This window comes from Streptomyces sp. NPDC004031 (genome assembly GCF_053604375.1).
The window spans coordinates 47,795-74,574 of sequence record NZ_JBSGHL010000043.1; the positions used below are offsets into that span (position 1 = coordinate 47,795).

General features: G+C 72.7%; 23 protein-coding genes. 17 read left to right on the forward strand and 6 right to left on the reverse strand.

The genetic code is table 11. From position 1 onward, the window contains the following. Window positions 1-6: 6 nt before the first annotated feature. The 4 genes from ACWERV_RS25225 to ACWERV_RS25240 all read left to right on the forward strand — a co-directional run bounded on the left by ACWERV_RS25225 (window position 7) and on the right by ACWERV_RS25240 (window position 2,876). Window positions 7-402 (forward strand): GntR family transcriptional regulator, encoded by a 396-nt coding sequence (locus tag ACWERV_RS25225; protein ID WP_452936954.1) that lies wholly within the window; start codon window positions 7-9, stop codon window positions 400-402. Then, window positions 399-1,313: an ATP-binding cassette domain-containing protein gene (locus tag ACWERV_RS25230; protein ID WP_452936957.1), complete on the forward strand. Its 915-nt coding sequence runs from the start codon at window positions 399-401 to the stop codon at window positions 1,311-1,313. The genes ACWERV_RS25225 and ACWERV_RS25230 overlap by 4 nt, the downstream gene beginning before the upstream one ends. 2 nt (window positions 1,314-1,315) lie before the next feature. Continuing rightward, on the forward strand, window positions 1,316-2,062 hold the full coding sequence (locus tag ACWERV_RS25235) for a hypothetical protein (RefSeq protein ID WP_398184797.1): 747 nt from the start codon (window positions 1,316-1,318) through the stop codon (window positions 2,060-2,062). Window positions 2,063-2,168: 106 nt separating this feature from the next. Beyond that, window positions 2,169-2,876, forward strand: a complete 708-nt coding sequence (locus tag ACWERV_RS25240) for a PH domain-containing protein (RefSeq protein ID WP_452936960.1) — start codon at window positions 2,169-2,171, stop codon at window positions 2,874-2,876. 6 nt (window positions 2,877-2,882) lie between these two features. On the opposite strand, the gene ACWERV_RS25245 is transcribed toward ACWERV_RS25240, so the two are convergent. Then, the gene (locus ACWERV_RS25245; RefSeq protein WP_452936963.1) at window positions 2,883-3,275 is read right to left on the reverse strand and encodes a hypothetical protein; all 393 of its coding nucleotides are present in this window, start codon (window positions 3,273-3,275) and stop codon (window positions 2,883-2,885) included. A 384-nt stretch (window positions 3,276-3,659) separates the two neighbouring features. Here ACWERV_RS25245 and pstC point away from each other — a divergent pair, with 384 nt between their 5' ends. The 10 genes from pstC to ACWERV_RS25295 all read left to right on the forward strand — a co-directional run bounded on the left by pstC (window position 3,660) and on the right by ACWERV_RS25295 (window position 17,087). Then, window positions 3,660-4,691: a phosphate ABC transporter permease subunit PstC gene (gene pstC, locus ACWERV_RS25250; RefSeq protein ID WP_398185823.1), complete on the forward strand. Its 1,032-nt coding sequence runs from the start codon at window positions 3,660-3,662 to the stop codon at window positions 4,689-4,691. A 34-nt stretch (window positions 4,692-4,725) separates the two neighbouring features. Further along, window positions 4,726-6,051, forward strand: coding sequence for a phosphate ABC transporter permease PstA (gene pstA / locus ACWERV_RS25255; RefSeq protein WP_398184788.1), 1,326 nt, complete (start codon window positions 4,726-4,728; stop codon window positions 6,049-6,051). Next, the gene (locus tag ACWERV_RS25260; protein ID WP_452936966.1) at window positions 6,048-7,748 is read left to right on the forward strand and encodes a phosphate ABC transporter substrate-binding protein PstS; all 1,701 of its coding nucleotides are present in this window, start codon (window positions 6,048-6,050) and stop codon (window positions 7,746-7,748) included. The genes pstA and ACWERV_RS25260 overlap by 4 nt, the downstream gene beginning before the upstream one ends. Continuing rightward, window positions 7,735-10,260, forward strand: coding sequence for a hypothetical protein (locus ACWERV_RS25265; RefSeq protein WP_452936968.1), 2,526 nt, complete (start codon window positions 7,735-7,737; stop codon window positions 10,258-10,260). Before ACWERV_RS25260 ends, ACWERV_RS25265 begins: the two co-directional genes overlap by 14 nt. A gap of 183 nt (window positions 10,261-10,443) precedes the next feature. Beyond that, window positions 10,444-11,550, forward strand: coding sequence for a hypothetical protein (locus ACWERV_RS25270; protein WP_452936971.1), 1,107 nt, complete (start codon window positions 10,444-10,446; stop codon window positions 11,548-11,550). A 150-nt stretch (window positions 11,551-11,700) separates the two neighbouring features. Beyond that, on the forward strand, window positions 11,701-12,828 hold the full coding sequence (locus tag ACWERV_RS25275; protein ID WP_452936974.1) for a hypothetical protein: 1,128 nt from the start codon (window positions 11,701-11,703) through the stop codon (window positions 12,826-12,828). Window positions 12,829-12,973: 145 nt separating this feature from the next. After that, window positions 12,974-14,440 (forward strand): Ig-like domain-containing protein, encoded by a 1,467-nt coding sequence (locus ACWERV_RS25280; protein ID WP_452936977.1) that lies wholly within the window; start codon window positions 12,974-12,976, stop codon window positions 14,438-14,440. Window positions 14,441-14,518: 78 nt separating this feature from the next. Beyond that, complete coding sequence (locus tag ACWERV_RS25285) at window positions 14,519-15,436, forward strand: sortase (RefSeq protein ID WP_452936980.1); 918 nt, start codon at window positions 14,519-14,521, stop codon at window positions 15,434-15,436. A 65-nt stretch (window positions 15,437-15,501) separates the two neighbouring features. Then, a complete protein-coding gene (locus ACWERV_RS25290; protein WP_452936983.1) occupies window positions 15,502-16,356 on the forward strand; it encodes a phosphate ABC transporter ATP-binding protein in 855 nt (284 codons plus the stop codon). 5 nt (window positions 16,357-16,361) lie between these two features. Then, window positions 16,362-17,087 (forward strand): hypothetical protein, encoded by a 726-nt coding sequence (locus tag ACWERV_RS25295; protein ID WP_452936986.1) that lies wholly within the window; start codon window positions 16,362-16,364, stop codon window positions 17,085-17,087. Between the two features lie 43 nt (window positions 17,088-17,130). Here the strand turns inward: ACWERV_RS25295 and gdhA are convergent, their stop codons facing one another. From gdhA to ACWERV_RS25315, 4 genes are all read right to left on the reverse strand, one after another. Further along, entirely contained in the window at window positions 17,131-18,468 is a 1,338-nt protein-coding gene (gdhA, locus tag ACWERV_RS25300) for an NADP-specific glutamate dehydrogenase (protein WP_452936989.1), read from the reverse strand. A 186-nt stretch (window positions 18,469-18,654) separates the two neighbouring features. After that, window positions 18,655-20,301 (reverse strand): phospho-sugar mutase, encoded by a 1,647-nt coding sequence (locus ACWERV_RS25305; RefSeq protein ID WP_452936992.1) that lies wholly within the window; start codon window positions 20,299-20,301, stop codon window positions 18,655-18,657. Window positions 20,302-20,326: 25 nt separating this feature from the next. Further along, window positions 20,327-21,136, reverse strand: a complete 810-nt coding sequence (locus ACWERV_RS25310; RefSeq protein WP_452936995.1) for a purine-nucleoside phosphorylase — start codon at window positions 21,134-21,136, stop codon at window positions 20,327-20,329. A gap of 398 nt (window positions 21,137-21,534) precedes the next feature. Then, entirely contained in the window at window positions 21,535-21,972 is a 438-nt protein-coding gene (locus ACWERV_RS25315) for a gamma-glutamylcyclotransferase (protein WP_398184753.1), read from the reverse strand. A gap of 130 nt (window positions 21,973-22,102) precedes the next feature. Between ACWERV_RS25315 and ACWERV_RS25320 the strand changes: the two genes are divergently transcribed. Beyond that, window positions 22,103-23,539 (forward strand): NAD(P)H-quinone dehydrogenase, encoded by a 1,437-nt coding sequence (locus ACWERV_RS25320; RefSeq protein ID WP_398184750.1) that lies wholly within the window; start codon window positions 22,103-22,105, stop codon window positions 23,537-23,539. A 107-nt stretch (window positions 23,540-23,646) separates the two neighbouring features. Further along, on the forward strand, window positions 23,647-24,537 hold the full coding sequence (locus ACWERV_RS25325; protein ID WP_398184747.1) for a DeoR/GlpR family DNA-binding transcription regulator: 891 nt from the start codon (window positions 23,647-23,649) through the stop codon (window positions 24,535-24,537). Between the two features lie 39 nt (window positions 24,538-24,576). On the opposite strand, the gene ACWERV_RS25330 is transcribed toward ACWERV_RS25325, so the two are convergent. Then, window positions 24,577-25,122: a TetR/AcrR family transcriptional regulator gene (locus ACWERV_RS25330; protein ID WP_452936999.1), complete on the reverse strand. Its 546-nt coding sequence runs from the start codon at window positions 25,120-25,122 to the stop codon at window positions 24,577-24,579. Window positions 25,123-25,278: 156 nt separating this feature from the next. Between ACWERV_RS25330 and ACWERV_RS25335 the strand changes: the two genes are divergently transcribed. Beyond that, on the forward strand, window positions 25,279-26,721 hold the full coding sequence (locus ACWERV_RS25335) for an MFS transporter (RefSeq protein WP_452937002.1): 1,443 nt from the start codon (window positions 25,279-25,281) through the stop codon (window positions 26,719-26,721). Window positions 26,722-26,780 lie beyond the last annotated feature (59 nt).

Sequence of the window (26,780 nt, forward strand, 5' to 3'; positions counted from 1 at the left end):
CAGCTCATGGCACCAGCTCCGGACACCGGCGGGCCGCTCTTCGCCCAGATCGCCGCCGACCTCGCGGACCAGATCGCCGACGGCGGCCTCGGGGAGGACGAGCGGATCCCGTCCACCAACGAGCTCGCCGCCTTCCACCGGGTCAACCCGGCGACCGCCGCCCGCGCGCTGACCTCGCTCGTCGAGGACGGGCTCGCGGAGAAACGGCGCGGGGTGGGGATGTTCGTCGCGAAGGGCGCGCGCGAGCGGCTGCTCACCGCGCGCCGCCGGGAGTTCGCCGACCGGTTCGTGCGGCCGCTGGTCGTCGAGGCCGCGCGGCTCGGGCTCGACGAGCCGGAGCTGCTCGCGCTGGTGCGCGACGAGCGGGGCGCGGTCGGCCTCACCGCGGGGAGCCCGCGGTGACCGGCCCCGCCGTCATCTCGCTCGCCGGTGTCACCCGGCGGTTCGGCGGCGCGGGCGGCCACGAGGCGCTGTCCGGTGTCACCGCCGACGTCCACGGCCCCTGCATCGTCGGGCTGCTCGGCCGTAACGGGGCGGGCAAGACCACGCTGCTGCGGTCGCTGGCCGGACAGGACTTCGTCTCCGCCGGGACCGTCCGCGTCCTGGGCGCCGACCCGGTCGAGAACGACGCCGTGCTGCGCCGGATGACCCTCATCCGCGAGGACCAGACGTACCCCGACCTGAAGGTCCGCCAGGCGCTCGCGGCCGGTGCGCTCTTCCACCCGCGGTGGGACGCGGAGCTGGCCGCCGAGCTGCTGGAGGCGTACGAGCTGCCGCCGGACCGCAGCGTCAAGAAGCTCTCCCGCGGTATGCGCGCGGCCCTCGGCATCATCCTGGGCCTGGCCGCGCACGCCGAGGTGACGCTCTTCGACGAGCCGGTGGCCGGGCTCGACGCGGTGGTGCGGGACATGTTCTACCGGCACCTGCTGGCCGACTACACCGCCCACCCGCGCTGCATCGTGCTGTCCACCCACCTCATCGACGAGGTCGCCGACCTGCTGGAACGCGTCCTCGTCCTCGACCACGGGCGGCTCGTCCTGGACGCCCTCACCGACGACCTGCGGGGCAACGCCGTCACCGTGACCGGCCCGACCCCCGGCGTCGAGCGCTTCGTCGCCGACCGCACCACGCTCAGCCGCCGCGCGCTGGCCGGGCGGACGACCGCCGTCATGGCCGGCCGCCTGGACGAGCGCGACCGCCAGCTCGCCGAGCATCTGCGGCTCGACCTGCGCCCCCTCACCCTCCAGCAGCTCGCGATGCACGCCGCCGACAGCGGCAGCCGCGCCACCCTCTCCTCCGCAGGGACGGTCTGACCATGCCCACGACCTGGTCCACCAGCGTGTCCGCCACCATGCCCGGGGTGTCCGTGCCGGGCCTGTCGCCCGTCCTGACCGTCGTCCGCTATCTGCTGCTGGACCGCTTCACGTACCTCGTCCTGCCGTGGGCGTGGGCCGCCTTCGCCTTCGTCCTGGACGTCGTGATCCTCCGGCTCACCCCCGCGGGCCACGCCAGCCACCGCTGGGTGGGCGGGCTGGCCGCGGTCTTCCTGGTCGTCTTCGGGATCGGCATCCAGACCGTCGCCCAGTCCCTGCCGTTCGGCCTCGCGCTCGGCGTCAGCCGCCGTACGTACTTCCTGGGCGCCACGCTGCTGGCCGTCGCGCTCGCGGTGTGCTTCGGCGCCGCCGTCGCGATCGGCCAGGCCGCCGAGCGCGCGACCGACGGATGGGGCATGAACATGGCCTACTTCCGGGTCCCCGGCGTCCTCGACGGCTCCTGGTGGCAGACCTGGCTCGGCGCCGCGGCCGCCTTCGTCATGCTCTTCGCCTACGGCATGTGGTACGGCCTGGTCTTCCGGCGCGCCGGGCTCATCGGCACGGTCTCCTTCGCCGGTGCGCAGGGCGTGCTGCTCACCCTCGCCGCCGCGGTCGTCACCTGGGTGCACGGCTGGACCCGGGTCGCCCATTTCTTCACCGTCACCGCGCTCTTCCCCGCCGTTCTGGCCGCGGTGGCGGTGATCCTGCTGGCCGGCGGGCTGACGACGGTCCGCCGGCTCGCGGTCTGACGGAGACGGCCGCGGACCGCCGGGCCCGGGTGCGCCACCGGTCGAGACGGGAACGCAACCGGGTCGTGGCCCGGCGGGCAGTGGGCGTCGGGCACAATCGGTCCTTATGACGAGTCCCAGGTCCGACCGCCCGAGCCCGCCGGACGGCGGCGGCCCGGAACAGCCCGCGTACGCCGACCGGGCCTACCGCTCCATGGCCGGGATGATCGGCGGGGTCGGGCTGCTGGTCGTCGCCTGCTGGCTCGGCGGCGACGCCATCGTCCACGGCAAGGGCCACACCCCGTGGTTCGCCATCGCCGGACTGCTGCTCGCCCTGCCGATCATCATCGCCCTCACCCTGCGCCCGGCCGTCTTCGCGAACTCCGAGCGGATCCGGGTGCGCAACCCCTTCCGTACCGTCACCGTGCCGTGGACCGGGGTGGACGGCGTGCGCTCGTCGTACAGCACCGAGCTGCTGGCCGGCGGCAAGAAGTACCAGCTCTGGGCGATCCCGGTCTCGCTGCGCGCCCGCAAGCGGGCGGCGCGGCAGGACGCGCGGGCGAAGGCCGCGGGCGACGACGCGTTCACCCCCGGCCGCCCCGGGGGCCGGCCGCCCTACGGCCGCCGCCCCACCCCGGTCCCCGGCGCCGACCCGACGATCCGGGCGTGGTCGGACCAGGCGCTCAGCGAGCTGCGCGAGCTGGCCGAGGCCCGCGAGAGCGCGGCCGGTCCGGCGGCCCCCGAGTCGGCCCCGCAGGTCCGCTGGTGCTGGGAGGTCCTCGCCCCGGCTCTCGCGGGCCTGGTGGTGCTGATCGTGCTGTCCGCCATCAGCTGAGCCGCGTCACGCGGAATCCCCCCACGGGACGGCCTCGGCGGCGCCGAGGCCCAGCAGCAGCACGCGGAAGCGCTCGTACGCCGACTGGCACGTCGAGTGCCGCTCGTAGGCGCGCGCCGAGACCGCCTGCACCTGCCCGTCCGGACCGCGCAGCCGCCACACCCAGCCGTTGGACTCGGCGGCGTGCTGCACCCCCCCGGCCAGCCCCTCCGGGCGCGCGCACAGCGTCTCGAAGGCGGCCTTGCACTCGTCGTCGGCCGGGTACGCCTGTGCGCCCAGCGCGATGACCCGGCCGTTGTTGGCGGTCAACCGCCACGAGAACCAGCCGTCCTCGTTGATGTCGACCTGGCACCGCGTACCCGCCCCCCGGGTCCCGGCACCCCCGATGTCCCCTGTCATTGCCCCACCCCACCCTGACAGACGTGGCGCGGCACCGATGCCGCGCCACGAAGCCGCTCCCACGCCCCGCGCGAGAGTCGTGCAGCACGGGCAATGTATGGGTCAAGTGATAGTTAAGGCCTGCATCACAGCGGGCCCGCGGCATCCTTCACCGTGAAGTTGCCCCTTGTTCACGAACGGTCACGCACTGCAATCATGCCCCCGTGGGCTGGGGTTCTGCACCCCGGCCGAGGGGTGCGCGGGCGGGCCGACGGGTCGGGTGCGGGCGGGTGGTGACGTTCCCGTGCGGACCTTCAGGTGAACGGAAGTTGCCCCTACGGGTGCCCCAGTTCACTTTGGCGTGTCGGCCCGGCCATCGCCTGCCAAGAGCGTCAACCCGTGACAATGCGAACACGGGCACGAACCGCGGGTGCCGCCCCCGACCTCGGACCCGAGGCGGCCGGCGACCGACCGCGCCGGCTGTACGCCGGCTCGGGGCTGCCCGACCAGCTGTTCCGCGGCGTGGCCCGCGGCGGCGGCGGCCTGGTGCTGGCCGTGATGCTGCTGGTCGGCGGCTTCCTGACGTTCCGGGCGTGGCAGGCGCTGAAGGTGGCCAAGTGGCACTTCCTGACCACCGCCGCCTGGGAGCCGGACGCCCGCAACTTCGGTGTCGCGGCGGTCATCGTCGGCACCCTGCTGATCGCGGGGGTCGCGGTGGTCATCGCGGTGCCGCTGGCGATCGGCACCGCGCTCTACATCTCCGAGTACGCCCCGCACCGGCTGCGCCGCACACTCGTCAGCACCATCGACCTGATGGCCGCGGTTCCTTCGGTCATCTACGGCCTGTGGGGGCTGTTCTTCCTCCAGGGCAAGGTCGTCGGGCTGGCCCGCTGGCTCGCGACGTACTTCGGCTGGATCCCGCTGTTCAAGGTGACCAACGCCGATCCGCACGACCCGCTGGCCACCGCGACCGTCTACACCGCCTCGACCTTCATCGCGGGCATCGTGGTCGCGATGATGGTCACCCCGATCGTCTGCTCCATCATCCGCGAGGTGTTCTCGCAGGCCCCGGTCGGTGAGCGCGAGGGCGCCTACGCGCTGGGCGCCACCCGCTGGGGCATGATCCGCTCGGTCGTGCTGCCGTACGGCAAGGGCGGCATGATCGGCGGCACGATGCTGGGCCTGGGCCGGGCGCTGGGCGAGACCATCGGCGTCTACATGGTCATCTCGCCGGTCTTCGTGATCCAGCCGCACATCCTCCAGGCCGGCACCAGTTCCGTCTCCACGCTGATCGCCCTGCGCTACGGGGAGGCCAGCACCTTCGGGATGTCGGCGCTGATGGCCGCGGGCCTCGCGCTCTTCCTCATGACGCTCGTCGTCAACTTCGTGGCCTCCACGATCGTCGCCCGCAGCCGTTCCGGCGCCACCGCCGAGTAGCCGAGCAATCGGCGGAGCAAGGAGTTCCTTCGGTATGACCACGGACGCCATGAACGCGGCGGGGGCGGGCGCCCCCGCCGCGTCCCCGCCCGGTCCGGACGCGCGCCCCGCGGGCGCCACGACCCTGCCCACCCGCGGCGAGCGGCCCCCGGCCGCCGAGCGCCGCCGCTCCACCAGCACCGTCCGCGTCACCGACCTCTACGCGGTGACCGGCGCCGCGGCGGCCTCGCTCTCGCTGACCTGGCTGTTCTTCACCCGCCTTGCGCCCTTCTCCGGCGGCCTCGGCTTCGTCGTCGTCGCGTACGCGCTCTTCCTGCTGCTGTACGCGCTGCTGGTGTCCTTCGACGAGGACGGGCCGGCCGTCCGCGACCGGATCGCCTCGGTGATCGTGCACAGCCTGGCGGTGCTGCTGCTGACCGCCCTGGCGTTCGTCGTGGTCTACACGCTGTGGAACGGCCGCAAGGCCTTCCCGCACCTGAACTTCTACACGCAGGACATGACGAAGGCCGGTCCGCTCGAACCGCTCTCGACCGGCGGTATGCGGCACGCGATGGTCGGCACCCTGATCCAGATCGCCATCGCGCTGACCCTGACCGTCCCCGCGGGCCTGCTGTGCGCGGTCTTCCTCAACGAGGTGCCCGGACGCTACGCGCGGTTCGTGCGCACGGTCGTCGAGGCGATGACCGCGCTGCCGTCGATCGTCGCCGGCCTGTTCATCTACGCCACCGTGATCCTCGCGCTGGGCGTGCCGCTGTCCGGCCTGGCGGCGTCGCTGGCCATCTCCGTGATGATGCTGCCCATCGTCATCCGCGCCGCCGACGTGGTGATCCGGCTCGTGCCCGGCACCCTGCGGGAGGCGTCGTACGCGCTCGGCTCGCCGCGCTGGCGCACGGTGTGGCACGTGGTGCTGCCCACCGCGCGGTCCGGTCTCACCACCGCCGTCATCCTCGGCACCGCGCGCGGGGTGGGGGAGACCTCGCCGGTGCTGCTGACCGCGGGCGTCACCGCGGTGACCAACCTCAACCCGTTCAGCGGGCCGATGGTGTCGCTGCCGCTGGCCACCTTCGAGTTCGTCAAGTCCCCCCAACCGGCCATGATCTCGCGCGGGTTCGGCACCGCGGCCGCGCTGCTGGTCCTGGTGCTCGTCCTCTTCGTGATCGCCCGGGTGATCGGCGGCCGCGGTCCCGGCGAGCTGACCCGGCGCGCCACCCACCGCCGGGTGCTCGCCTCCCGCCGCGACCAGAAGCGGTTCGCCGAGCGGGCGGCGCTCCGCGGCCCCGCACCTGCTCCCGCAGGTCCGGCACCCGCCCCTTCCCCCAGCCCAGAGCAGGACCCCGCACAGGGAGTTGACGGATCGTGAAGAGACTACGGGCGGCGGCCTCGGCCCTCGCCCTGATGCTGTGCACCCTGCTGGCCCTCGGCCAGCCCGCGGCGCACGCGGACACCTACGCCAGCATCAGCGGCTCGGGCTCGACATGGAGCGCGAACGCCATCCAGCAGTGGATCGCGAGCGTCCACAAGTACGGCATGACGGTCAGCTACAACGACAACGCGTCCACGCAGGGCCGCCAGCAGTTCAAGGACGGGGTGACCGACTTCGGCGTCTCCGAGATCCCCTACGGCACCACCGAGTTCGGGGTGCGGGAGGCTCCGCCGAAACGCGGCTACGCGTACATGCCGATCGTCGCGGGCGGTACGGCCTTCATGTACAACCTCAAGATCGGCGGCAAGCGGGTCACCAACCTGCGGCTGAGCGGCAACACCGTCGCCAAGATCTTCACGGGCGCCATCAAGAACTGGAACGACCCGCAGATCCGCCACGACAACCCCCGTCTGACGCTGCCCAGCCGCAAGATCATCCCGGTGGTCCGCGCCGAGGGCTCGGGCTCCACCGCCCAGTTCACGCTCTGGATGTCCAAGCAGCAGGGCTCGCTGTGGAACGACTACTGCAAGCGGGCCGGCAAGCCGACGCCCTGCGGTGAGACCTCCGACTTCCCGGTGATCCCCGGCACGGGCTTCATCGCCCAGCAGGGCTCGCTCGGCGTGTCCGGCTACATCCGGCAGGACTACTCCGAGGGCGCCATCGGCTACGACGAATACTCGTACGCGCTCACCAGCGGCTTCCCCGTCGCGAAGGTCGAGAACGCGGCCGGCTACTACACCGAGCCGACCGCCTCCAACGTGGCGGTCGCGCTGACCAAGGCCCGTATCAACACCAACAAGGGCTCCTCGGAATACCTGACGCAGATCCTGGACGACGTCTACACCTTCCGCGACCCGCGCACGTACCCGCTGTCCAGCTACAGCTACATCATCCTGCCGACCAAGCTGGAATCGCCGCTCACCGAGGCCAAGGGCAAGACGCTCGCCGCCTTCGGCTACTACTTCCTGTGCCAGGGCCAGGCCCAGGCCGACCCGCTGGGCTACTCCGCGCTGCCGATCAACCTCGTGCAGGCGGGCTTCGACCAGCTCAGGAAGGTCCCCGGGGCGGTGGCCCAGACCATCGACCTCAAGGGCTGCCACAACCCGACCTTCTCCACCGACGGCACCAACACCCTGGTCAAGAACGCGCCCTTCCCCAAGCCGTGCGACAAGGACGGCAACGACCAGTGCACTGACGGCACCGCGGGCGCGAGCAACCAGAAGACCCCGCTGAAGCCCATCAGCGGCAGCAGCGGCAACGGCAGCTCCGGCGGCACCGGGAACGGCACCGGCACCACCAACGGCGGCGCCACCGCCGGAAGCGGCGCGACCAACGGCGGCGCGTCCGGCGGCACCGCCGGCGCGGGCGCCACGGCCGGCTCCTCCGGCGCGGGCGGCTCCTCCGGCGGCGCGGTCGACCCCGACACGGGCCTGGCCAGCGGCGACTCCACCGGCACGACCGGCGGCGACCAGGACGTCACCGCCTCCGAGGTCACCGTCGGCTCCGAGCCCTTCGGGGGCCTGCGGACCTGGCTGATGGGCCTGTCGGCGCTGCTGCTCCTGCTCGTCGTCCTGGCCCCGCCCACCATCGCCCGCCGGATCACCGGGAAGGGGAGGCGTGATGAGCGCGCATGACACCACCGGGCGGCGCCGCACGCTGCTCGTCCGCACCGGCGGACTGCTCACCGCGCTGCTCGCCGCGGTCGGCCTGGTCCTGCTCCCCGCCCCGGCGGGCGGACGGGCCAGCGCGGCCGCAGGCTCCGGTGACTCCGCGGTCACCAAAACCGGTACGAAGGGGCCGTACGACGACTTCTCCGGCCTCAAGGTGACCGTCGACCAGACCGAGGACCTGGACACGCAGGGCGTGAAGGTCTCCTGGACGGGCGGGGAGCCGACCACCCCCGGCCAGAGCCAGTTCGGCTTCGACTTCCTCCAGGTCATGCAGTGCTGGGGAGACTCGCCCGACGGTCCCGACCGGGACCAGTGCGAGTGGGGGAACGCCCCCAACGCCGAGGGGTTCGTCGCGGTGGGGCGCAACATCGCCTACGACTCCTCCAGCGACGGACTGGACGACCCCAAGGAGACGGTCCCCGCAACCCCCTCGGGGCAGGTCCTGCCGTTCCGGGCGGTCACGGGCAAGACCACGAAGGACGTGGGCGAGTACTTCTCCCCCCTCACCACCAACGCCCAGGCGGCCGTCCCCACCGGGCCCGACGGCACGGGCGAGTCGATCTTCCGGCTGAAGACGACGACCGAGGCGGACTACCTCGGGTGCGGCAGCTCCGCCGCCGGGGCCCAGCCCGCCCCGTGCTGGCTCGTCGTCGTACCGCGCGGTGAGCACGAGCCGGACGGCACCGTCCCGCGGACCTCGGCGGGACTGCGCACGTCGCCGCTGTCCCAGAGCAACTGGGATCAGCGCATCGTCTTCCGTCTCGACTTCAAGCCCATCGGGGTCTACTGCACGCTCGGCCAGAAGGAACAGCCCACCGTCGGCTCGGACATGATCCGTCAGGCGATGGAGTCCTGGCAGCCCTCGCTGTGCACGAGCGAGAAGATCACCTTCGACTTCTCCAAGAACCAGCGGTCGTTCGTCCGGCAGCAGGTGCTCGCGGGCGGTGCGGACGGGCAACTGGGCTTCGTCGAGGACCCGGTGGTCCCGCCACCGGGCAGCCCACCGGTCGTGCACGCGCCCGTCGCCGTCTCCGGACTCGTCATCGCCTTCAACGTCCAGGCGAGAGCGTCCTCCCGGCAGGTGCCGCGAGTGCGGCTCAACGCGCGGCTCGTCGCGAAGATGCTCACGGAGTCCTACCAGTGCGACATCCCGGGGCCGAACAGCCAGGTCGTCCGGGGCAGGCTGACGGACAAGAACCCCCAGAAGGTGGACGACGACCCGGAGTTCAAGGCGCTCAACCCCGGATTCCAGGGCTCCGTGCTCAACGGCTGCCGGGCCGGCTTCCAGGTGCCGCAGGGGGAGAGCGACTACGCCGCCATGCTGTGGCGCTGGCTGAACTCCGACCGGGACGCCAAGGCGTTCCTCCAGGGCAAGCCGGACCAGTGGGGCATGAAGATCAACCCGAATTTCCTGGAGAACCAGCCGGACACGACATCCCTCAGCGAGTTCCCGAAACCGGACTCGACGAAGTGGGTGCCCATCCCGGAGAACCCGAACCTTTCGCTCAGCGCGGTGACCGTCAACCCTTACGGAAACGACCTCCAGGATGACGCCGTCCGTGTGCAGTCCGCGAACAACAAGGGCTCCATGGGCGTGAACACCAATTCCATTCCGGTGAGCTTCTACCCGAACGTCCAGCTCCCCGGCAGCTACTTCATGCTGGGGCTGACCGACGCGGCGACCGCCGCCGCGTACCGCCTCGGCACCGCCGAACTCCTCAACGCCGACGGCCAGTTCGTGGCACCGACCACCGACTCGCTGGGCAAGGCGGTGGCGGGGATGAAGGACGGCGCGGTACCGGGTGTGCTGGACCAGGACCCGGGCCGGAAGACGGCGGGCGCCTACCCGCTCACCTCCGTCACCTACGCCGCCGCCTCCACCGGCCTCGACTCCGTCTCCCGCGCCGACTACGCCAACCTGATGCGGTACGCGGCCGGCGCCGGACAGGCGCCGGGCATCGGCAACGGGCTGCTGCCCCCCGGCTACGCGCCCCTGACCACGGCGATGCGCGCCCAGGCGCTCACCGCCGCGGGCCGGCTGGTGGCGGGCGTGCCGCCCACCGGCGACTCCGGTGCGGGCAGCGGGGACACCGGGACGACCGGCGGCGCCGCAGGCTCGACCGGCTCCTCGTCGGCGGGGGCCACGGGCTCCGCGCCCGGCGCCCCGGCGGGCTCCGCGGCCGGCGGCGCCTCCCCGTCCACCTCGGCCCCGGCCGCCGTCAGCGGCGGGACCGGCGGCCCGAGCGCGTCCCCGCCGTCCCACAACGTCGCGGAGACCGGCGGCACCACGCCGGGCCTGCTGCTCGGCGCCGTCCGCTGGGTGCTGCTGATCGTCCTGGTCGCGGGTGTCGCGGGATCCCTCGCGGGCCCCCTTCTGATGCGCGCGGGAGCGGTCCGCGGCGGGGGCGGGTCGCTTTTCCGTCCACGGCGCCCGGCCGCGGACTTGCGCGCCCCCAAGAAGGAAATTCTGGGGTAGTCCGGAATTCCTTTCGTTCACTTTGTCAGTGGTGTCAATTTGATTGACCGGGGCTTTGTTCATGGGCAGGATATTTCACGGCCGGTCGACGGACCGGGCCGTTCCGGAGGGAATCCGGAAACCCTTCGGGCAGGTCACGTCAGCAATTCCATCCGCATAATCACGGAGGAAAGTACAGTGATCGTGAAATTCGCCAAGCGGGCGGCTGTCGTCGCCGGTGCCACGACTCTCGCCGCAGTGATGGTCGCGGGTACGGCGCAGGCCGACCCCACCGAGTTCCGCGAGCTGAACGGTGTGGGTTCGGACACCACGCAGGACGTCCTGAACGGCCTCAGCGGCAAGATCGTCGACCCCAACAACAGCCCGGCGCACCTGCTGATCGCGTCCTACGACGCGGTCAACCCGACCACGGGTGCGGCGCACGAGTGCATCGTGCTGCGTACCGGCCGCACCTGCCCGACCGGTGGCGGCATCACCCGGCCGAACGGCTCGGGCGAGGGCATCGCCGCGCTGAACGCGGACATCGCCTCCGGCGCGGGCAACATCGACTTCGCCCGCTCCTCCAGCGGCGTGTCGGTGGCCGGCACCAACCTCACCTGGGTTCCGTTCGCCGAGGACGCGGTGACGCTGGCGGTCAAGACCGGCAGCACGCTGAAGACCAACGTGACCTTCGCGCCCACGAACTCGGACCTCAAGCGCGTCTACAACTGCCTGGACGCCAGCGGCAACCCGCTGCCGGCCGGTCAGTTCCCGACGATCAACGACGCGAGCGGCAACCCCGTCACCGTGCACCCGCTGGTCCCGCAGACCGGCTCGGGCACCCGCAAGTTCTGGGCGCAGAAGCTGGGCTTCGACCCGGTCAACCTGCCGTCCTGCGTCAGCGACCACGCCAAGAACGGTGCGCAGGTCGAGGAGCACGACGGCAGCGGCCTGCAGCGCACCGTCGCCGCGGACGGCGCCGAGGACATCGTGCCGTTCTCCATCGCGCAGTGGATCGCGCAGTCCAACAGCACCACCACGAAGGTGCGCGACCGCCGCAACGGCGCCGTCCTGGAGTCGGTGGACTCCGCGTCGCCGACCACGGGCAGCCCGGCCGTGCTGAACACCGCGTTCCCGATCAACCGCGACGTCTACAACGTCATCAAGACGACCCGGCTGACCGAGACCGACATCGCGCTGGCGTTCGTCGGTGCGACCTCCAAGGTCTGCACCAACACCGCGACCATCCAGCTCTACGGCTTCGGTCTGCTGACCCACTGCGGCGACACCACGCTGACCGGCAACTCCTGACCGACCCGCGCGGGCTCCGGGGCTGAGCCCGCACCCCCGCACCACCACCGGCGGACGGAAGTCCGCCAGGCCGGGCACCCCGTGCGGGGTGCCCGGCCGCACCACCCGCCACCGGACACCCACTCACTGATTCTCAGGGGGAATCACACGATGAACCGAAGACTGCACGGCGTGCTCGTCGGCGCTCTGGGACTGGCCATAGGGGGCCTGGGCGTCCTCGCGCCCGGAGCCGGCAGCGCGAGCGCCGCGACCGCCGCCCGCGGCGCGACCGTGACGCTCACCCCCAGGAGCGACAGCATCACCGACGGCTCGCCGTTCACCCAGGTCTCGGTCAGCAAGGCCTGCCCGGCGGGCTACCAGGACAACCTGAGCGTCTTCCTGGTCGCGCGCGACGGGAGCGAGTCCGGTATCGCGTTCAACCTGACGGACGGGGCGCCCTTCTCCGCGGCCCCGGCCACCACCCAGGAGCCGGCCGACTCGACCGGCAGCACGTACGTGAACTCGATCGCCGACGCGTTCAGCAACGTCAACGCCCCGCTCGTGGACGGCACCTACCCGATCCACGTGGTGTGCGGGAGCGCCGACCCGGCGAACCACCCGGACCGGCCCACCTCCACCGGCTTCATCGACGTGACCGGTGACACCTGGCAGGTCGACAGCCGGCAGGCCCCGGTCGCCACCAAGATCAAGCTGGCGGCCAGCCCGCTCCGGCACGTCCAGGTCGGCCAGACCTTCACGCTCACCGCGACCGTCAGCCCGGCCGTCGCCGGCACCGTGCGCTTCTCCGCGGACGGCGGTGCCAACCCGATCGGCACCCCGGTGACCGTGGTGAACGGTGTCGCCGGCGTCACCGTGCCGACCAACACGCTGCCCGCCGTCCGGCACTACGACGCCGTCTTCCTGCCCGCCGACCAGCTGACGTACGCCCAGGCCTACGGGCTGGCGGACTACGCCTTCCTCGCCGCCCCGGGCATCACCGTCACGGACGCGGCGGGCACCGTCCTGGGGAGCAACCCGCGGCTGACCGCCGGCCAGCAGATCACCGTGTCGGCCACCGGCTTCCAGCCCTCCGCCGGCGAGACCGTCGACGCGTCGATCACCAAGGCGCTGCTCGGGATCCTGCCGGTCGGCCTCCCGGCGACCACCTCCAACGGGTCCGGCGCGGTGACGTCCTACACGGTCACCGTCCCGGACTGCATCTCCGCCGGCTCGCACCAGCTCGTGCTCTCCGGCGAGACCTCGAAGGTCAAGATCACCTTCGGCTTCACCACAAAGTAGCCGCGACGGTCCGCGGGATGCCCCGCTGACCTGCGTGGACGCACACAGACCCTGCCACCTCCCAGGTGGCAGGGCAGTGCGCGTAAGGCCGCACCACCGGCACGACCGGCACCACCGACCGTCACCGTTAAGGGGACAAGGAGATATGAAACGAAGAATGCACGCGGCACTGCTGAGCGTGCTGGCACTCGTCCTGGGCAGCGGCGCCCTGGTCCTCACCACGGCGGGGTCGGCGGGCGCCGACGACTCCGGGACGGTGACCCTGACGCCCGGCAGCGGCTCCGTCGACGACAACCCGCCGCTCACCTCGCTGACGCTGCCCTCCGGCTGCCCCACGGGCTACCAGGACTCCCTGGAGATCGGCGTGGCGCTCTCGGGCGGCACCAGCGACATCGTCTACGGCCTGACGGACGGCGCGCCCTACAGCGGTACCGACGTCACCGTGACCGTCCCGACCGACCCGGGACCGACCACGTACATCAACAGCATCGCCGACGCGTTCGGCAACAGCGGTGTGACGATGACCGACGGGACGTACCCGCTCAACGTCATCTGCGAGTCGAGCACCGGCGCCTCCGCCGACGGCTCGACCTTCACCGCGCTGATCGACATCACCGGGCACGACTGGGCGGTCAAGCAGGTCGCCCCGCCGGCCACCACGTCGGTCGCCCTCGCGATCTCCCCGGCGAACTACTCGGTGACCGACCAGCCGTTCACCCTCAAGGCCACGGTGACGCCGAGCGACGCGGTCGGCAGCGTCCAGTTCTTCAGCGGTCCCACCCCGGTCGACGGCGGGACACAGGCGGTGTCGAACGGCACGGCGAGCGTCTCGATCCCGGGCGTCGCCACGAGCGTCTACAGCTACACGGCGGTCTTCAAGCCCACCGACCCCACCAAGTACGCGGGCAGCACCTCGCCCGCCGTGAGCTACAACGTCCTCGCCGAGCCCAGCATCACCGTGCTCGACAAGGACAACAACGACCTTGAGGACACCCCCCTGCTCACGGGCGGTCAGAAGATCACCGCGACCCTGACCGGCTTCCTGAACGCCCGTGACGGGAACCCCGGCGAGGCCGTCCACCTCACGCTGGACGACGGCTCCTCCGCGCTGCCCGACGCCACCGCGGACGCCGAGGGGTCGGTCAACAGCCTCACCGTGACCATCCCCACCTCCCTCGCGGACGGCTGCCACACGCTGGACTTCACCGGCGCCACCAGCGGCGTCAAGCAGAGCTTCGCCTTCAAGACCGGGGCGAAGACCGACTGCTCGGGCGACTCCGGCGGCAACGGCGACACCAGTGGCTCGGGCGACACCTCCGGCAGCGGTGACACCAGCGGCGCCGGGGACACCTCCGGCGACACCGCGGGTGACACCGCCGGGAACACGGCCGGCAGCGGGGACACCGCGGGCACCGGGAACACCGCGGGCGCCGGCGACTCCGGCGGCACGTCCGGCGGCTCCAACCTGGGCCCGCTGGCGGCGACCGGGGCGGGGGGCGCGCTCACCTACAGCGTGCTCTCGCTGCTCATGGTCACCGCGGGCGGCCTCATGGTCCACCGCGTCCGGCGCGACGGGAAGCTGCTGACCTTCGGCAGCCGAACGCGCGACTGACCCTTCTTTCCGCCGGGCGGCGGACCGCGTCCGCGCCGTCCGCCGCCCGGCACCCCCGAACCGCCTAAGGAGCCCTCCGTGGCCGTACTGACACCGTCGCAGCCCGCGGCCGCGCCGCCGGAGGAGCCGGCCGCACCACCGCCGGGGCCCGCCCGACCCGACGCCCGCTTCATGATCCCCGGCGCCGCCCTCACGCTGCTGGCCGCGCTGCTGCTGGGCTTCGCCGCGCACCTCACCGTGCTCGGGCACGTCGAGCACGCCCACGCCCAGCAGGCCGGGTTCGACCGGCTGCGCGGCGAACTGGCCAACGGCACCGCCCCGGTGGGACCGCGTGACGTCAACGGCAAGCCGCTCGCCGCCGGTTCGCCGGTCGCCGTGCTGCACATCCCGTCGATCGGGCTGCGCGAGGTCGTCTTCCAGGGCACCACGTCCGGGGTGCTCACCAAAGGGCCCGGACACCTGCGCAACACCCCGATGCCCGGCCAGCCCGGCACCAGCACCGTCCTGGGGCGGCAGTGGGGCTACGGCAGCCCCTTCCACCACCTCGACGAGCTGCGGCCCGGCGACCGCATCACCGTCACCACCGGGCAGGGCCAGCAGCAGTACCGCGTGACCGGGGTGCGCCGGGCCGGCGACCCCGCCCCCGTGGTGCTGCACACCGGGCAGGGGCGGCTCACCCTCGTCACCTCCACCGGCGGGCTCTACACCCCGCACGGCGTGCTGCGGGTGGACGCCGACCTGGTCAGCGACGTGCAGCCCGGCCCCGCGGCCGGCGGGCAGATCCCCACCGCCGAACGCCCGCTGGAGGGCGACCCGTCGGCATGGCTGCCGGTGATGCTGTGGCTCCAGGCGCTGCTCGTCGCCGTCGTCGCCGTCACCTGGGCCTTCCGCCGCTGGGGGCGCTGGCAGACCTGGATCGCGGGCGTGCCGGTGCTCGCCGCGATCGTCGTCGCGCTGTCCGGCGCGGCCACCGAGCTGCTCCCCAACCTGCTCTGACCCGCGCGCCGCCCGCGTCCGACCGCCCGCGCACCGCCCCGCGCAACTCCGAGGAGAACCACCGCATGTCCACCACCGACGAGACCGTCCAGCTCCCGCCCGTACCGGCCTCCCCGACACCGCACGCCCGCCCGGCCGCGGCCCGCCCCGCCACCCTCGACGCCCGCGACATCTCCGCGTGGTTCGGCGACCACAAGGTGCTCGACCGGGTGTCGCTCACCATGCCCGCGCAGCGGGTCACCGCGCTCATCGGCCCGTCCGGCTGCGGCAAGTCCACCTTCCTGCGGATCCTCAACCGCATGCACGAACTCATCGGCACCGCGTCACTGGCCGGGCAGGTGCTGCTGGACGGGCAGGACATCTACGACCGCGGGCGGCGCATCACCCAGGCACGGCGGGAGATCGGCATGGTCTTCCAGAAGCCCAACCCCTTCCCGGCGATGAGCATCTACGACAACGTGCTGGCCGGGCTGAAGATGAACGGCATCAAGGCGGGCCGCCGCGAACGGGACGACCTGGTCGAGGAGTGCCTGATGAAGGCCGGGCTGTGGCGCGAGGTCGCCGACCGGCTGCGGCAGCCCGGCGGGGCCCTGTCCGGCGGGCAGCAGCAGCGCCTGTGCATCGCCCGCTCGCTCGCGGTACGGCCCCGGGTGCTGCTGATGGACGAGCCGTGCTCGGCGCTCGACCCGACCTCGACCCGGCGGATCGAGCAGACCATCGGCGAGCTGTCCGACGAGGTCACGATCGTCATCGTCACCCACAACATGCAGCAGGCCGCGCGCGTGTCGCACTCCTGCGCCTTCTTCCTCGCCGAACAGGGCACGCCCGGCGTCATCGTGGAGCACGGGCCCACCGACACGATGTTCAACAGCCCGCAGGACGAGCGCACGTCCGACTACGTCAACGGCCGTTTCGGCTGAGCCCGGTGGGAAGCTCGCGCACGCTCCTGCCCGCGGGCGCGCTGGTGGCCGCCGCGGTGCTCGCCGCGTGCGGTCGTCCGGCGGCCGACCCCGCCCGGCCCGCCGCCGCCCCCACCCCCGCGGCGGCCACCACGACGTCCCGGGACGCCAACCGGCCGCTGCCGCACGCCCTTCCGGCGCCCCCGGCCGGCACCGCCCGGCCCGCGCCCACCCCGTCCGCCCCGCCCGCCACCGTGTCGTCCACGACCGGCCCGGCACGTCACACCGCCCCCGCGGCCCCGCCACCGCCGCGCACCGCCCCGCCCAGGCCGCCGGTCCGCACGGCCGCGCCCGCGGCGAAGCAGACCGGGCCGGTGTACCCGCCGGGCACGACGGTGCTGCACATCGGGAAGTGGTCCCGCTCGGTCGTCCGCGGCGACCAGGCCACGATCGACCGCTGCACCTCCGCGGTGCTCTTCGCCGGTCCCGACCCCGCGCAGGCCGACGGCACCGCGATGCGCACGACCGTCATCGTCGGCCACGACTTCTGCGGCTACGCGATCCTCGCGCCGCTCCCGGTCGGCACCCGCGTGACCCTCGACACACCGCAGGGCACGCTGTCCTACCACGTCTACGCGACCTACATCACACCCGGCCAGGGCGGCCCCGACAGCGGCCTGTACTGGGGCGACCTCACCCTCCAGACCTGCGTCGGCCCCGACACCGGCTTCAGCTACCTCCAACGCGACTGACCGGGCCGCCCCGCGCGGGGCGGCCCGGTCGGCCGGTGCGCGGTCAGATCAGGCCCTGGGCCAGCATCGCGTCCGCGACCAGTTCGAAGCCCGCGATGTTGGCGCCGACCACGTAGTTGCCGGGGCTGCCGTAGCGCTCCGCGGTGGTGTAGCAGGACTCGTGGATGTGGCGCATGATCTCCGCCAGCCGCTCCTCGGTGTGCGCGAACGTCCACGAGTCGCGGGAGGCGTTCTGCTGCATCTCCAGGGCGCTGGTGGCCACACCGCCGGCGTTCGCCGCCTTGCCCGGCGCGAAGGCGACCCCCGCCTCCTGGAAGACCCGCACGGCCTCCGGTGTGGTGGGCATGTTCGCGCCCTCCGCGACCGCCTGCACACCGTTGCGGACCAGGGCCAGCGCGTCGGTCTCGTGCAGCTCGTTCTGCGTGGCGCAGGGCAGCGCCACATCGCAGGGGACGTTCCACAGGCCCGTGCCGTCCGCGTACGACACGTGCGCACCGCGCCGCTGCGCGTACTCCGCGACCCGGCCCCGGCCGACCTCCTTGATCTCCTTGAGCAGGGCGAGGTCGATGCCCTTCTCGTCCACGACGTAGCCGGAGGAGTCCGAGCACGTCACGACGGTCGCGCCGAGCTGCTGGGCCTTCTCGATCGCGTAGATCGCGACATTGCCCGAACCCGACACGGCCACGCGCCGCCCGTCCAGCGACTCACCGCGGCTGCGCAGCATCTCCTCGGTGAAGATCACACAGCCGTAGCCCGTCGCCTCGGTCCGCGCCTGCGAACCGCCCCAGCCCAGCCCCTTGCCGGTCAGGACGCCCGACTCGAAGCGGTTGGTGATCCGCTTGTACTGGCCGAACAGGTAGCCGATCTCCCGGCCGCCCACGCCGATGTCGCCCGCCGGCACATCGGTGTACTCGCCGAGGTGGCGGTGCAGCTCGGTCATGAACGACTGGCAGAAGCGCATCACCTCGGCGTCCGAGCGGCCCTTCGGGTCGAAGTCCGAGCCGCCCTTGCCGCCGCCGATGGGCATGCCGGTGAGCGCGTTCTTGAAGATCTGCTCGAAGCCCAGGAACTTCACGATCCCGAGGTTCACCGAGGGATGGAAGCGCAGCCCGCCCTTGTACGGCCCGAGGACACTGCTGAACTCGACCCGGAAACCGCGGTTGACGTGCACCCGGCCCTGGTCGTCCGACCACGGCACCCGGAAGATCAGCTGCCGCTCGGGCTCGGCGATCCGCTCCACGATCCGCGCGTCCATGAACTCCGGCCGCTGCTCCAGCACCGGGTCGAGGGTCTCCAGGACCTCGCGCACGGCTTGGTGGAACTCGGTCTCGCCCTGGTTGCGGCGCAGGATCTCTGCGTACAGCGGCTCGATGACGCGCATACGGGTGTGCCCTCCGTTGGCTCGGCGATTTCGCGCGCTGAGGCACCCCGTCCCTGGGGGCCGCAGCGGCCCCCTTCGGCGTTTGGCATATTCATTGTCGCCGGTCGCCCGCCGCACCGGAACACGGGGTGATCCAGGCCACGCCCGGTGTCCCGGGCGTGGCCACCGGTACCGTCCCGGGACGGCCTACAGGCCCGCCGCCGAGGCGAGGGCGGCCTTGAGCGCCTCCAGGAGGGCGGCCGCGCGGGCGCGGGCCGGGGGAAGGTCGGCGGTGGGCGGGAGGACGACCTCCAGATAGCACTTGACCTTGGGTTCCGTGCCGCTGGGGCGGACGACGACACGGGCCGAGGAGACACCCTCACCGGTCAGGCGGTAGCGCAGGCCGTCCGTGGGCGGCAGGCCGTCCGCCCCCTCGCGCAGATCCTCCGCGGAGGCGACGGTCAGGCCCGCCAGCTCGGTGGGCGGGTGCGCCCGCAGCCGGGCCATCGCGGCGGTGATCAGGCCCAGGTCGTCCACGCGCACGGAGAGCTGGTCGGTGGCGTGCAGCCCGTGCACGAGGGCCAGCCCGTCCAGCTCGTCCGCGAGGGTGCGGCCCTCCTGCCGGGCCTGCGCGGCCATCTCCGCGAGCAGCAGCGCCGCGGTCACCCCGTCCTTGTCCCTGACCCCGGCCGGATCCACGCAGTAGCCGAGCGCCTCCTCGTACCCGTACCGCAGCCCCGGGACGCGGGCGATCCACTTGAAGCCGGTGAGCGTGTCCTCGTAGCCCAGGCCTGCGCGGGCGGCGATCTTCGACAGCAGCGAGGAGGACACGATGCTCGCCGCGAAGACGTCCTGCCCGGGTTCGGCGGCGCCGCGCCGGACGAGATGGGCGGCGAGCAGCGCGCCCAGCTCGTCACCGCGCAGCATGCGCCAGCCCGCTTCCGCCGCGGGGTCGGGGACGGCGGCGGCGCAGCGGTCGGCGTCCGGGTCGTTGGCGACGACCAGGTCGGGCGAGGCGTCCCGCGCGGTCTTGAAGGCCAGATCCATCGCACCCGGTTCCTCCGGGTTGGGGAAGGCGACGGTCGGGAAATCCGGGTCGGGCGCGGCCTGTTCGGCGACCGGCACGGGCGCGGGGAAGCCCGCGCGGGCGAAGGCGGCGGTCAGCGTCTCCAGCCCCACCCCGTGCAACGGCGTGTAGACGGTGGACAGTTCGCGCGGGCCGCCCGGTGCGAGCACACCCGTCGCGCGCTCCAGATACGCGGCCAGGACGTCCTCGCCGAGCACCTCCCAGCCCTCCGCGGCCAGCGGCACGGACGCCAGCGGCCCCACCGCCGCGATCCGGGCCGCGATCTCCGCGTCCGCGGGCGGCACGATCTGCGAGCCGTCGCCCAGATACACCTTGTAGCCGTTGTCCTGCGGCGGGTTGTGGCTCGCCGTCACCATCACCCCGGCGGCGACGCCCAGTTCACGGATCGCGAAGGCCAGCACCGGCGTCGGCAGCGGACGCGGCAGCAGATACGCGCGCAGACCCGCGCCCGTCATCACCGCGGCCGTGTCCCGTGCGAAGTCCGCGGACTTGTGGCGGGCGTCGTAACCCACCACGACCGAGCCGCCGGGACCCAGATACGCCGCGAGCCCCGCGGCCGCCCGGATCACGACCGCGCGGTTCATCCGGTTCGACCCCGCGCCCAGCGCCCCGCGCAGCCCCGCCGTCCCGAACTCCAGCGTCCCGTCGAAACGGTCGGCCAGCTCCGCGGACTCGCCCGCGGCGATCAGCGCGGTCAGCTCCGCCCGGGTCTCGGGGTCGGGATCCTCCGCGGCCCACGCGCGGGCGCGGGCGAGCAGGTCGGTCATGGGAGCCGGTTCCCTTCGTTCGGTGTCAGAGGCGGGCGAGCAGGTCCGCGAGCAGCGTGCCCATCCGGGTGGCCGACTCGCGGCCCGCCGCGAGCACCTCCTCGTGGTTGAGCGGCTCGCCCGTCATCCCCGCGGCCAGGTTCGTGACCAGCGACACGCCCAGCACCTCCGCGCCCGCCTCGCGGGCCGCGATCGCCTCCAGCGTGGTGGACATGCCCACCAGGTCCCCGCCGATCGCCCGGACCATGCCGATCTCGGCGGGCGTCTCGTAGTGCGGGCCGGGCAGCTGGACGTACACGCCCTCGTCCAGCGTCGGGTCTATCTCCTTGCACAGCGCGCGCAGCCGCGGCGAGTACAGGTCCGTGAGGTCCACGAAGTTCGCACCCGCGATGGGGGACACCGCGGTCATGTTGATGTGGTCGCTGATCAGCACGGGCTGGCCCGGCCGGTACCCGGGCCGAAGGCCCCCGCAGCCGTTCGTCAGCACCACGGTCTTCACCCCCGCGGCCACCGCCGTCCGCACCCCGTGCACGACGCTCGCCACGCCCCGGCCCTCGTACAGATGCGTACGCCCCAGGAACACGAGGGCGCGCACGCCGCCGACCCGCACCGAACGCACCTGGCCCGCATGACCCGCCACCGCGGGCGCCGGGAACCCCGGCAGATCGGTGACCGCCAGCTCCACGTCGGGCGCCCCCAGGGCGTCCGCCGCGGGCACCCAGCCCGACCCCAGGACCAGGGCGACGTCGTGCGTCTGCGCGCGGGTCAGCTCGCGCAGGCGGGCGGCGGCGTCGTCGGCCGCGGCGTAGGGCTCGGGATTCACGGAAGCGTTCACGCGCAGAGCGTAGCCTGTTTGAGCCTACGCGCGTAGACGCTCCCCGCTGTTCGCCGGCCTCGCCCCGTCCCTGCCCCTTGCGCGGGGCGGCGCGATCTTCCGCCGGTGGGGGCTGGCCGCGCAGTTGCCCGCGCCCCTGAAAAACGAGAACTCTCACCCCCACCGGCAGGCAGCCGCTGAACCGGCCTGGAGGGGGACGGTGCGGGGTGCCCCCGCAGGAATGCGCTGGGAGGGGCTCAGCCCCTACGTAGGAGGGTGAAGGCGCATTCCGAGGAGGTGCCCCGTGGCGGCACCCGACCCAGCGACGGCGCGCCGCGTAAGGGGCGCGAGGAACTGCGCGAGCAACCACCCACCGGCAGAAGGTCGCGCGGCGAACCGCAACAAGCACCCCCGGAGCGTCAGCAAGGACGCTTACGAAGCTCCATCACATAGTCATGAGGCGCCCCCGCCGACTCCGCCGCGTCAGCGATCTCACCGAGATACCGCGCCGACGGCAGCCCCCCTTCGTAGTCGTCGAGGACGTACAGCCACGCCGGCACGTCCCCGTCGAGCGTGTGGACGCGGACGGTCGTGCGGCGGTACATGCCGAGGGGGACGCCCTCCCACCGGTCGAGGGATTCCTCGTCGATCGGCGCGATGTCGTAGAGGCCGACGAAGACCTGGTGCGTGGGGTCCTCGACGAGCGTGGCGAGCGCGCCCTCCCAGCCCATCTGCTCGCCGCCGAAGGTGAGGCGCCAGCCGGTCAGCCAGCCCGTGCCGCGCAGCGGGGAGTGCGGTGCGCGGCGGGTCATCAGCCGCGCGTCGAGGTTGCCTGCGTAGGCGGCGTAGAGCGACATGACGTCGAGGGTACGGGAGCGGCATCGGGGCGGCGTAAGGACGGACTTCCGCCCCTCCCCCGGGGGCGCCGCCCGGCGTCCGGGCGAACGTGCGTGCCCCGCGCGGTCGCTTCTTGGCGCGTGCGGGACAATGGGGTACGTGACAAGGATCGTGATCATCGGTGGCGGACCCGGCGGCTACGAGGCGGCGCTGGTGGCGGCGCAGCTCGGCGCGGAGGTGACGGTCGTCGACTGCGACGGCCTGGGCGGTGCGTCGGTGCTGACCGACTGCGTACCGTCGAAGACCCTGATCGCCACCGCAGAGGTCATGACGACCTTCGACAGCTCCTACGAGGAGCTGGGCATCATCGTGGCGGACGACACCCCGCCCGAGGCGCGGTCGGCGCGGGTGGTGGGCGTGGACCTGGGCAAGGTCAACCGCCGGGTCAAGCGGCTCGCGCTCGCGCAGTCGCACGACATCACCGCGTCCGTGACGCGTGCGGGCGCGAAGGTGATGCGCGGGCGCGGGCGGCTGGAGGGCCCCCAGACGGCCGAGGGCACCCGGACGGTCGTCGTGACGGCCGCCGACGGCACCGAGCAGCGGCTGACGGCCGAGGCCGTGCTGATCGCGACCGGCGCGCGGCCGCGCGAGCTGCCCGACGCGATGCCGGACGGCGAGCGCATCCTGAACTGGACGCAGGTCTACGACCTGGACGAGCTGCCGCGCGAGCTGATCGTGGTGGGTTCGGGTGTGACCGGCGCGGAGTTCGCGGGCGCCTACCAGGCGCTGGGCTCGAAGGTGACGCTGGTCTCCTCGCGGGACCGGGTGCTGCCCGGCGAGGACCCGGACGCGGCGGCGGTGCTGGAGGACGTCTTCCGGCGCCGCGGCATGAACGTGATGTCGCGTTCGCGCGCGCAGTCGGTGAAGCGGGTGGGCGACGGTGTCGAGGCGACGCTGACCGACGGCCGCGTCATCACCGGCACGCACTGCCTGATGGCGGTCGGCGCGATCCCGAACACCGCCGGGATGGGCCTGGAGGAGGCGGGCGTCAAGCTCACCGAGTACGGCCACGTGTGGACGGACAAGGTGTCGCGCACGAGCGCCTCGGGCGTGTACGCGGCCGGTGACGTGACGGGTGTCTTCGCGCTCGCGTCGGTCGCGGCGATGCAGGGCCGGATCGCGATGTACCACTTCCTCGGCGACGCGGTGGCGCCGCTGAACCTGAAGACCGTGTCGTCGAACGTCTTCACCGACCCGGAGATCGCGACCGTCGGCTACACGCAGGCGGACGTGGACTCCGGGCGGATCGACGCCCGGCTGGTGAAGCTGCCGCTGCTGCGCAACCCGCGGGCGAAGATGCAGGGCATCCGGGACGGCTTCGTGAAGATCTTCTGCCGTCCGGGCACGGGCATCGTGGTCGGCGGTGTGGTGGTCGCGCCCAAGGCGAGCGAGCTGATCCACCCGATCTCGCTCGCGGTGGACAACAACCTGACGGTCGAGCAGATCGCGAACGCCTTCACCGTCTACCCGTCGCTGTCCGGCTCGGTCGCGGAGGTCGCGCGGCAGCTGCACAACCGCGGGAATTAGCGAACGTACGGTCGGTCTGTAGCACTTCGCGGTCTGTTTCGCGCGGAACTTCGCTGTACTGGTGCAAAACGCTGAAAGCAGCGATCGATGGGGTTACTGTCGGTTTCGTGTTCGCTGCAGAACGTCGCCAATTGATCCTGGAAATGGTGCGGGCCAACGGAGCGGTGTCGCTCCGTGAACTCGCCCGTGTCGTCCAGACCTCCGAAGTGACCGTGCGCCGTGATGTGCGGGCACTGGAGGCCGAAGGACTACTCGACCGCCGGCACGGCGGTGCGGTGCTGCCGGGGGGATTCACCCGCGAGTCCGGCTTCCCGCAGAAATCCCATCTCGCGACCGCGGAGAAGACGGCCATCGCCGATCTCGCGGCCTCGCTCGTGGACGAGGGCGAGGCCATCGTCGTCGGCGCGGGCACCACCACGCAGGAGCTGGCCCGGCGGCTCGCCCGGGTGCCGGGGCTCACCGTGGTGACCAACTCGCTGCTGGTCGCCCAGGCGCTCGCGCACGCCAACCGGGTCGAGGTCGTCATGACCGGCGGCACGCTGCGCGGCTCCAACTACGGGCTGGTCGGCAGCGGCGCGGAGCAGTCCCTGCAAGGGCTGCGGGTCTCCCGGGCGTTCCTGTCCGGCGCGGGCCTGACGGCCGAGCGCGGCCTCTCGACGTCCAACATGCTGGCCGCCAGCGTGGACCGGGCGCTCGTGCAGGCGGCCGCCGAGGTCGTCGTGCTGGCCGACCACACCAAGCTCGGCGCCGACACCATGTTCCAGACGGTGCCCACCGACATGATCACCCACCTGGTCACGGACGAGCCGCCGCCCGGCGAGGAGCGCGCCGCCACCGAGCTGCAGGCGCTGGCCGACCGCGGGGTGCAGCTCGCCGTCGCCCCGTCGCCGGGGGCGGTGCCGGAGCCGGCCGCGCGCGAGCCCGTACCGGCGCCGCGCCGCCCGCACGGGCTGCGGCCGCCGGCCGTACCGCGGCTCGCGGACCTGCGGCCGCACTGAGCCGGGAGGGCCCCCGGCCGCGCGCCGGGGGCCTTCGGGTCAGTCGCCGGGGGTCACGATGCCGCGCACCGTGAGGTCCATCAGGCGGTCGAAGGTGCCCTTGTCCTCCGGGTTCTGCTCGGCGATCGTGATGAGCCCGGTGGTGAGCTTGAGCAGGTCGCTCATCGCGATGTCGGACCGCACGTCGCCCGCGGCCTGCGCGCGCGACAGCAGGCTGTTGCCGACCTCGTGCAGCCGCACCTTGCACTGCCGCATGCGCCCGTCGGTGTCGGCGGCGATCCGTACGGACAGCCCGCGGTAGGCGGTGGCGTGCACCGCCACCGCCTTCAGCCATGCCAGCAGGGCGGGCAGCGGCTCCTGCTGCTCCAGCAGTTCCTGCGCGCGTCCGGCGAGCGCGTCCAGTTCGCTGACGAAGACCGCGTTCACCAGGGCCGACCGGTCGGGGAAGTGCCGGTAGAGGGTGCCGATGCCGACGCCGGCGTGCCGCGCGATGTCCTCCAGCGCCACGTCCGTGCCGTGCACGACGAACGCCTGCCGTGCCTCCTCCAGCAGCCGGTCGTAGTTGCGTTGCGCGTCCGCCCGCATGCGGTCCTGCCTTCCGGTCCCGGTGAGCTCGTCCCGGGAAGCCGCGCGGAAGCGGATTCCCGAAACCGATTGTAGATCCGGAGGTTCCCTCCGTATATTTTTCGGAGGCAACCTCCGTTTCTGCTGCCCGACCTCTCCGCTGGAGGCCCAACAGCCATGTCCACGCCCGTCCTGCGCGACCAGGAGACGGCCGGCCGTGCCCCGGCCCCCGCCGAGGCGCACCCGTACCTCGCCCTCACCGTCATCGTCGGAACCCAGCTGGTGCTCATGCTCGACCTCACCGTGGTGAACGTCGCGCTGCCCCGTATCGGCTCCGGTCTCGGCTTCTCGCCCACCGGCATGTCCTGGGTGCTGAACGTCTACGCCCTCGCCTTCGGCGGCCTGCTGCTGCTCGGCAGCCGCGTCGGCGACCTCATCGGCCGCCGCCGGGCGCTGGTGTGGGGCGTCGCCGCCTTCACCCTCGCCTCGGTGCTCGGCGGTGTCGCCAACGACGCCGCCACGCTGCTCGTCGCCCGCGGCCTCCAGGGCGCCGCGGCGGCGCTCGCCGCGCCCAGCACCCTCGCCCTGATCGCCACCACCTTCCGCGAGGGTCCCGAGCGCATCCGCGCGCTCAGCGTCTTCTCGGCCGTCGCGGGCGGCGCCACCACGATCGGCCTCACCCTGGGCGGCATGCTCACCAGCTGGGGCTCGTGGCGCTGGGTCTTCTTCATCAACATCCCCATAGGCGCGGCCATCGTGCTGCTCGGCCCGCGCTGCGTCCCCGAAACCGCCCGGCACCGCGGCGGCCGCTTCGACATCGCGGGCGCACTCACCGGCACCCTCGGTACCGCCTCGCTCGTCTACGCCTTCATCCGCGTCGGCGAGACCTCCTGGGGCGACTCCCGGGCGCTGGCCACCTTCGTGACCGCGGCCGCCCTGCTGGCCGCCTTCCTCGTCAACGAGACCCGGGTGGAGCACCCGCTGGTGGTGCTGCGGCTGTTCCACGACCGCAACCGGCCGCTGGCGTACGCGGTGATGATGCTGCTGCCCGCCGCGATGGGCAGCATCTTCTACTTCTCCACCCAGTACCTGCAGATCTACCTGCACTACAGCCCGATCAGGACCGGCCTGGCCTTCCTGGCGCTGTCCCTGCCGCTGCTGGTCGCCGCGCGGATCGTCCCCCGGGCGCTGGCCGCCGGGCGCAGCCCGCGCGTGGTCGCGACCGTCGGCCTGTGCGTCTCGCTGGCCGGCGCGGTCTGGAGCACGCGGCTCGGCGCGTCCGACGGCTACGCGCGCGGGGTGCTGCCGACGATGATCCTCATGGGCTTCGGCATCGGCCTCACCATGATGCCGCTCAACACCGTCATCCTGTCCGGTGTCGCGCCCGCGGACGCGGGGTCGGCCTCCGGGCTGCTCCAGACGATGCAGCAGGTCGGTGCGAGCCTCGGCCTGTCGGTGCTGGTCACCGTCTTCGGCACGGTCTCCCGCCACCACCGGCAGGACCCGTTCATCCACGGCGTGGACGCCGCCTTCGCCCTCGCCGTCGTCTTCGTGGCCGCCGCGCTCGCGCTGGTGCTGGCCCTGCGGCTGCCGTCCCGCACACCGGCGGCGGCCGACTGACGGCCGGTCACCGCGGGGCGACGTACGCGCGCGGCGCGGCCTCCCGGACGGGAGGCCGC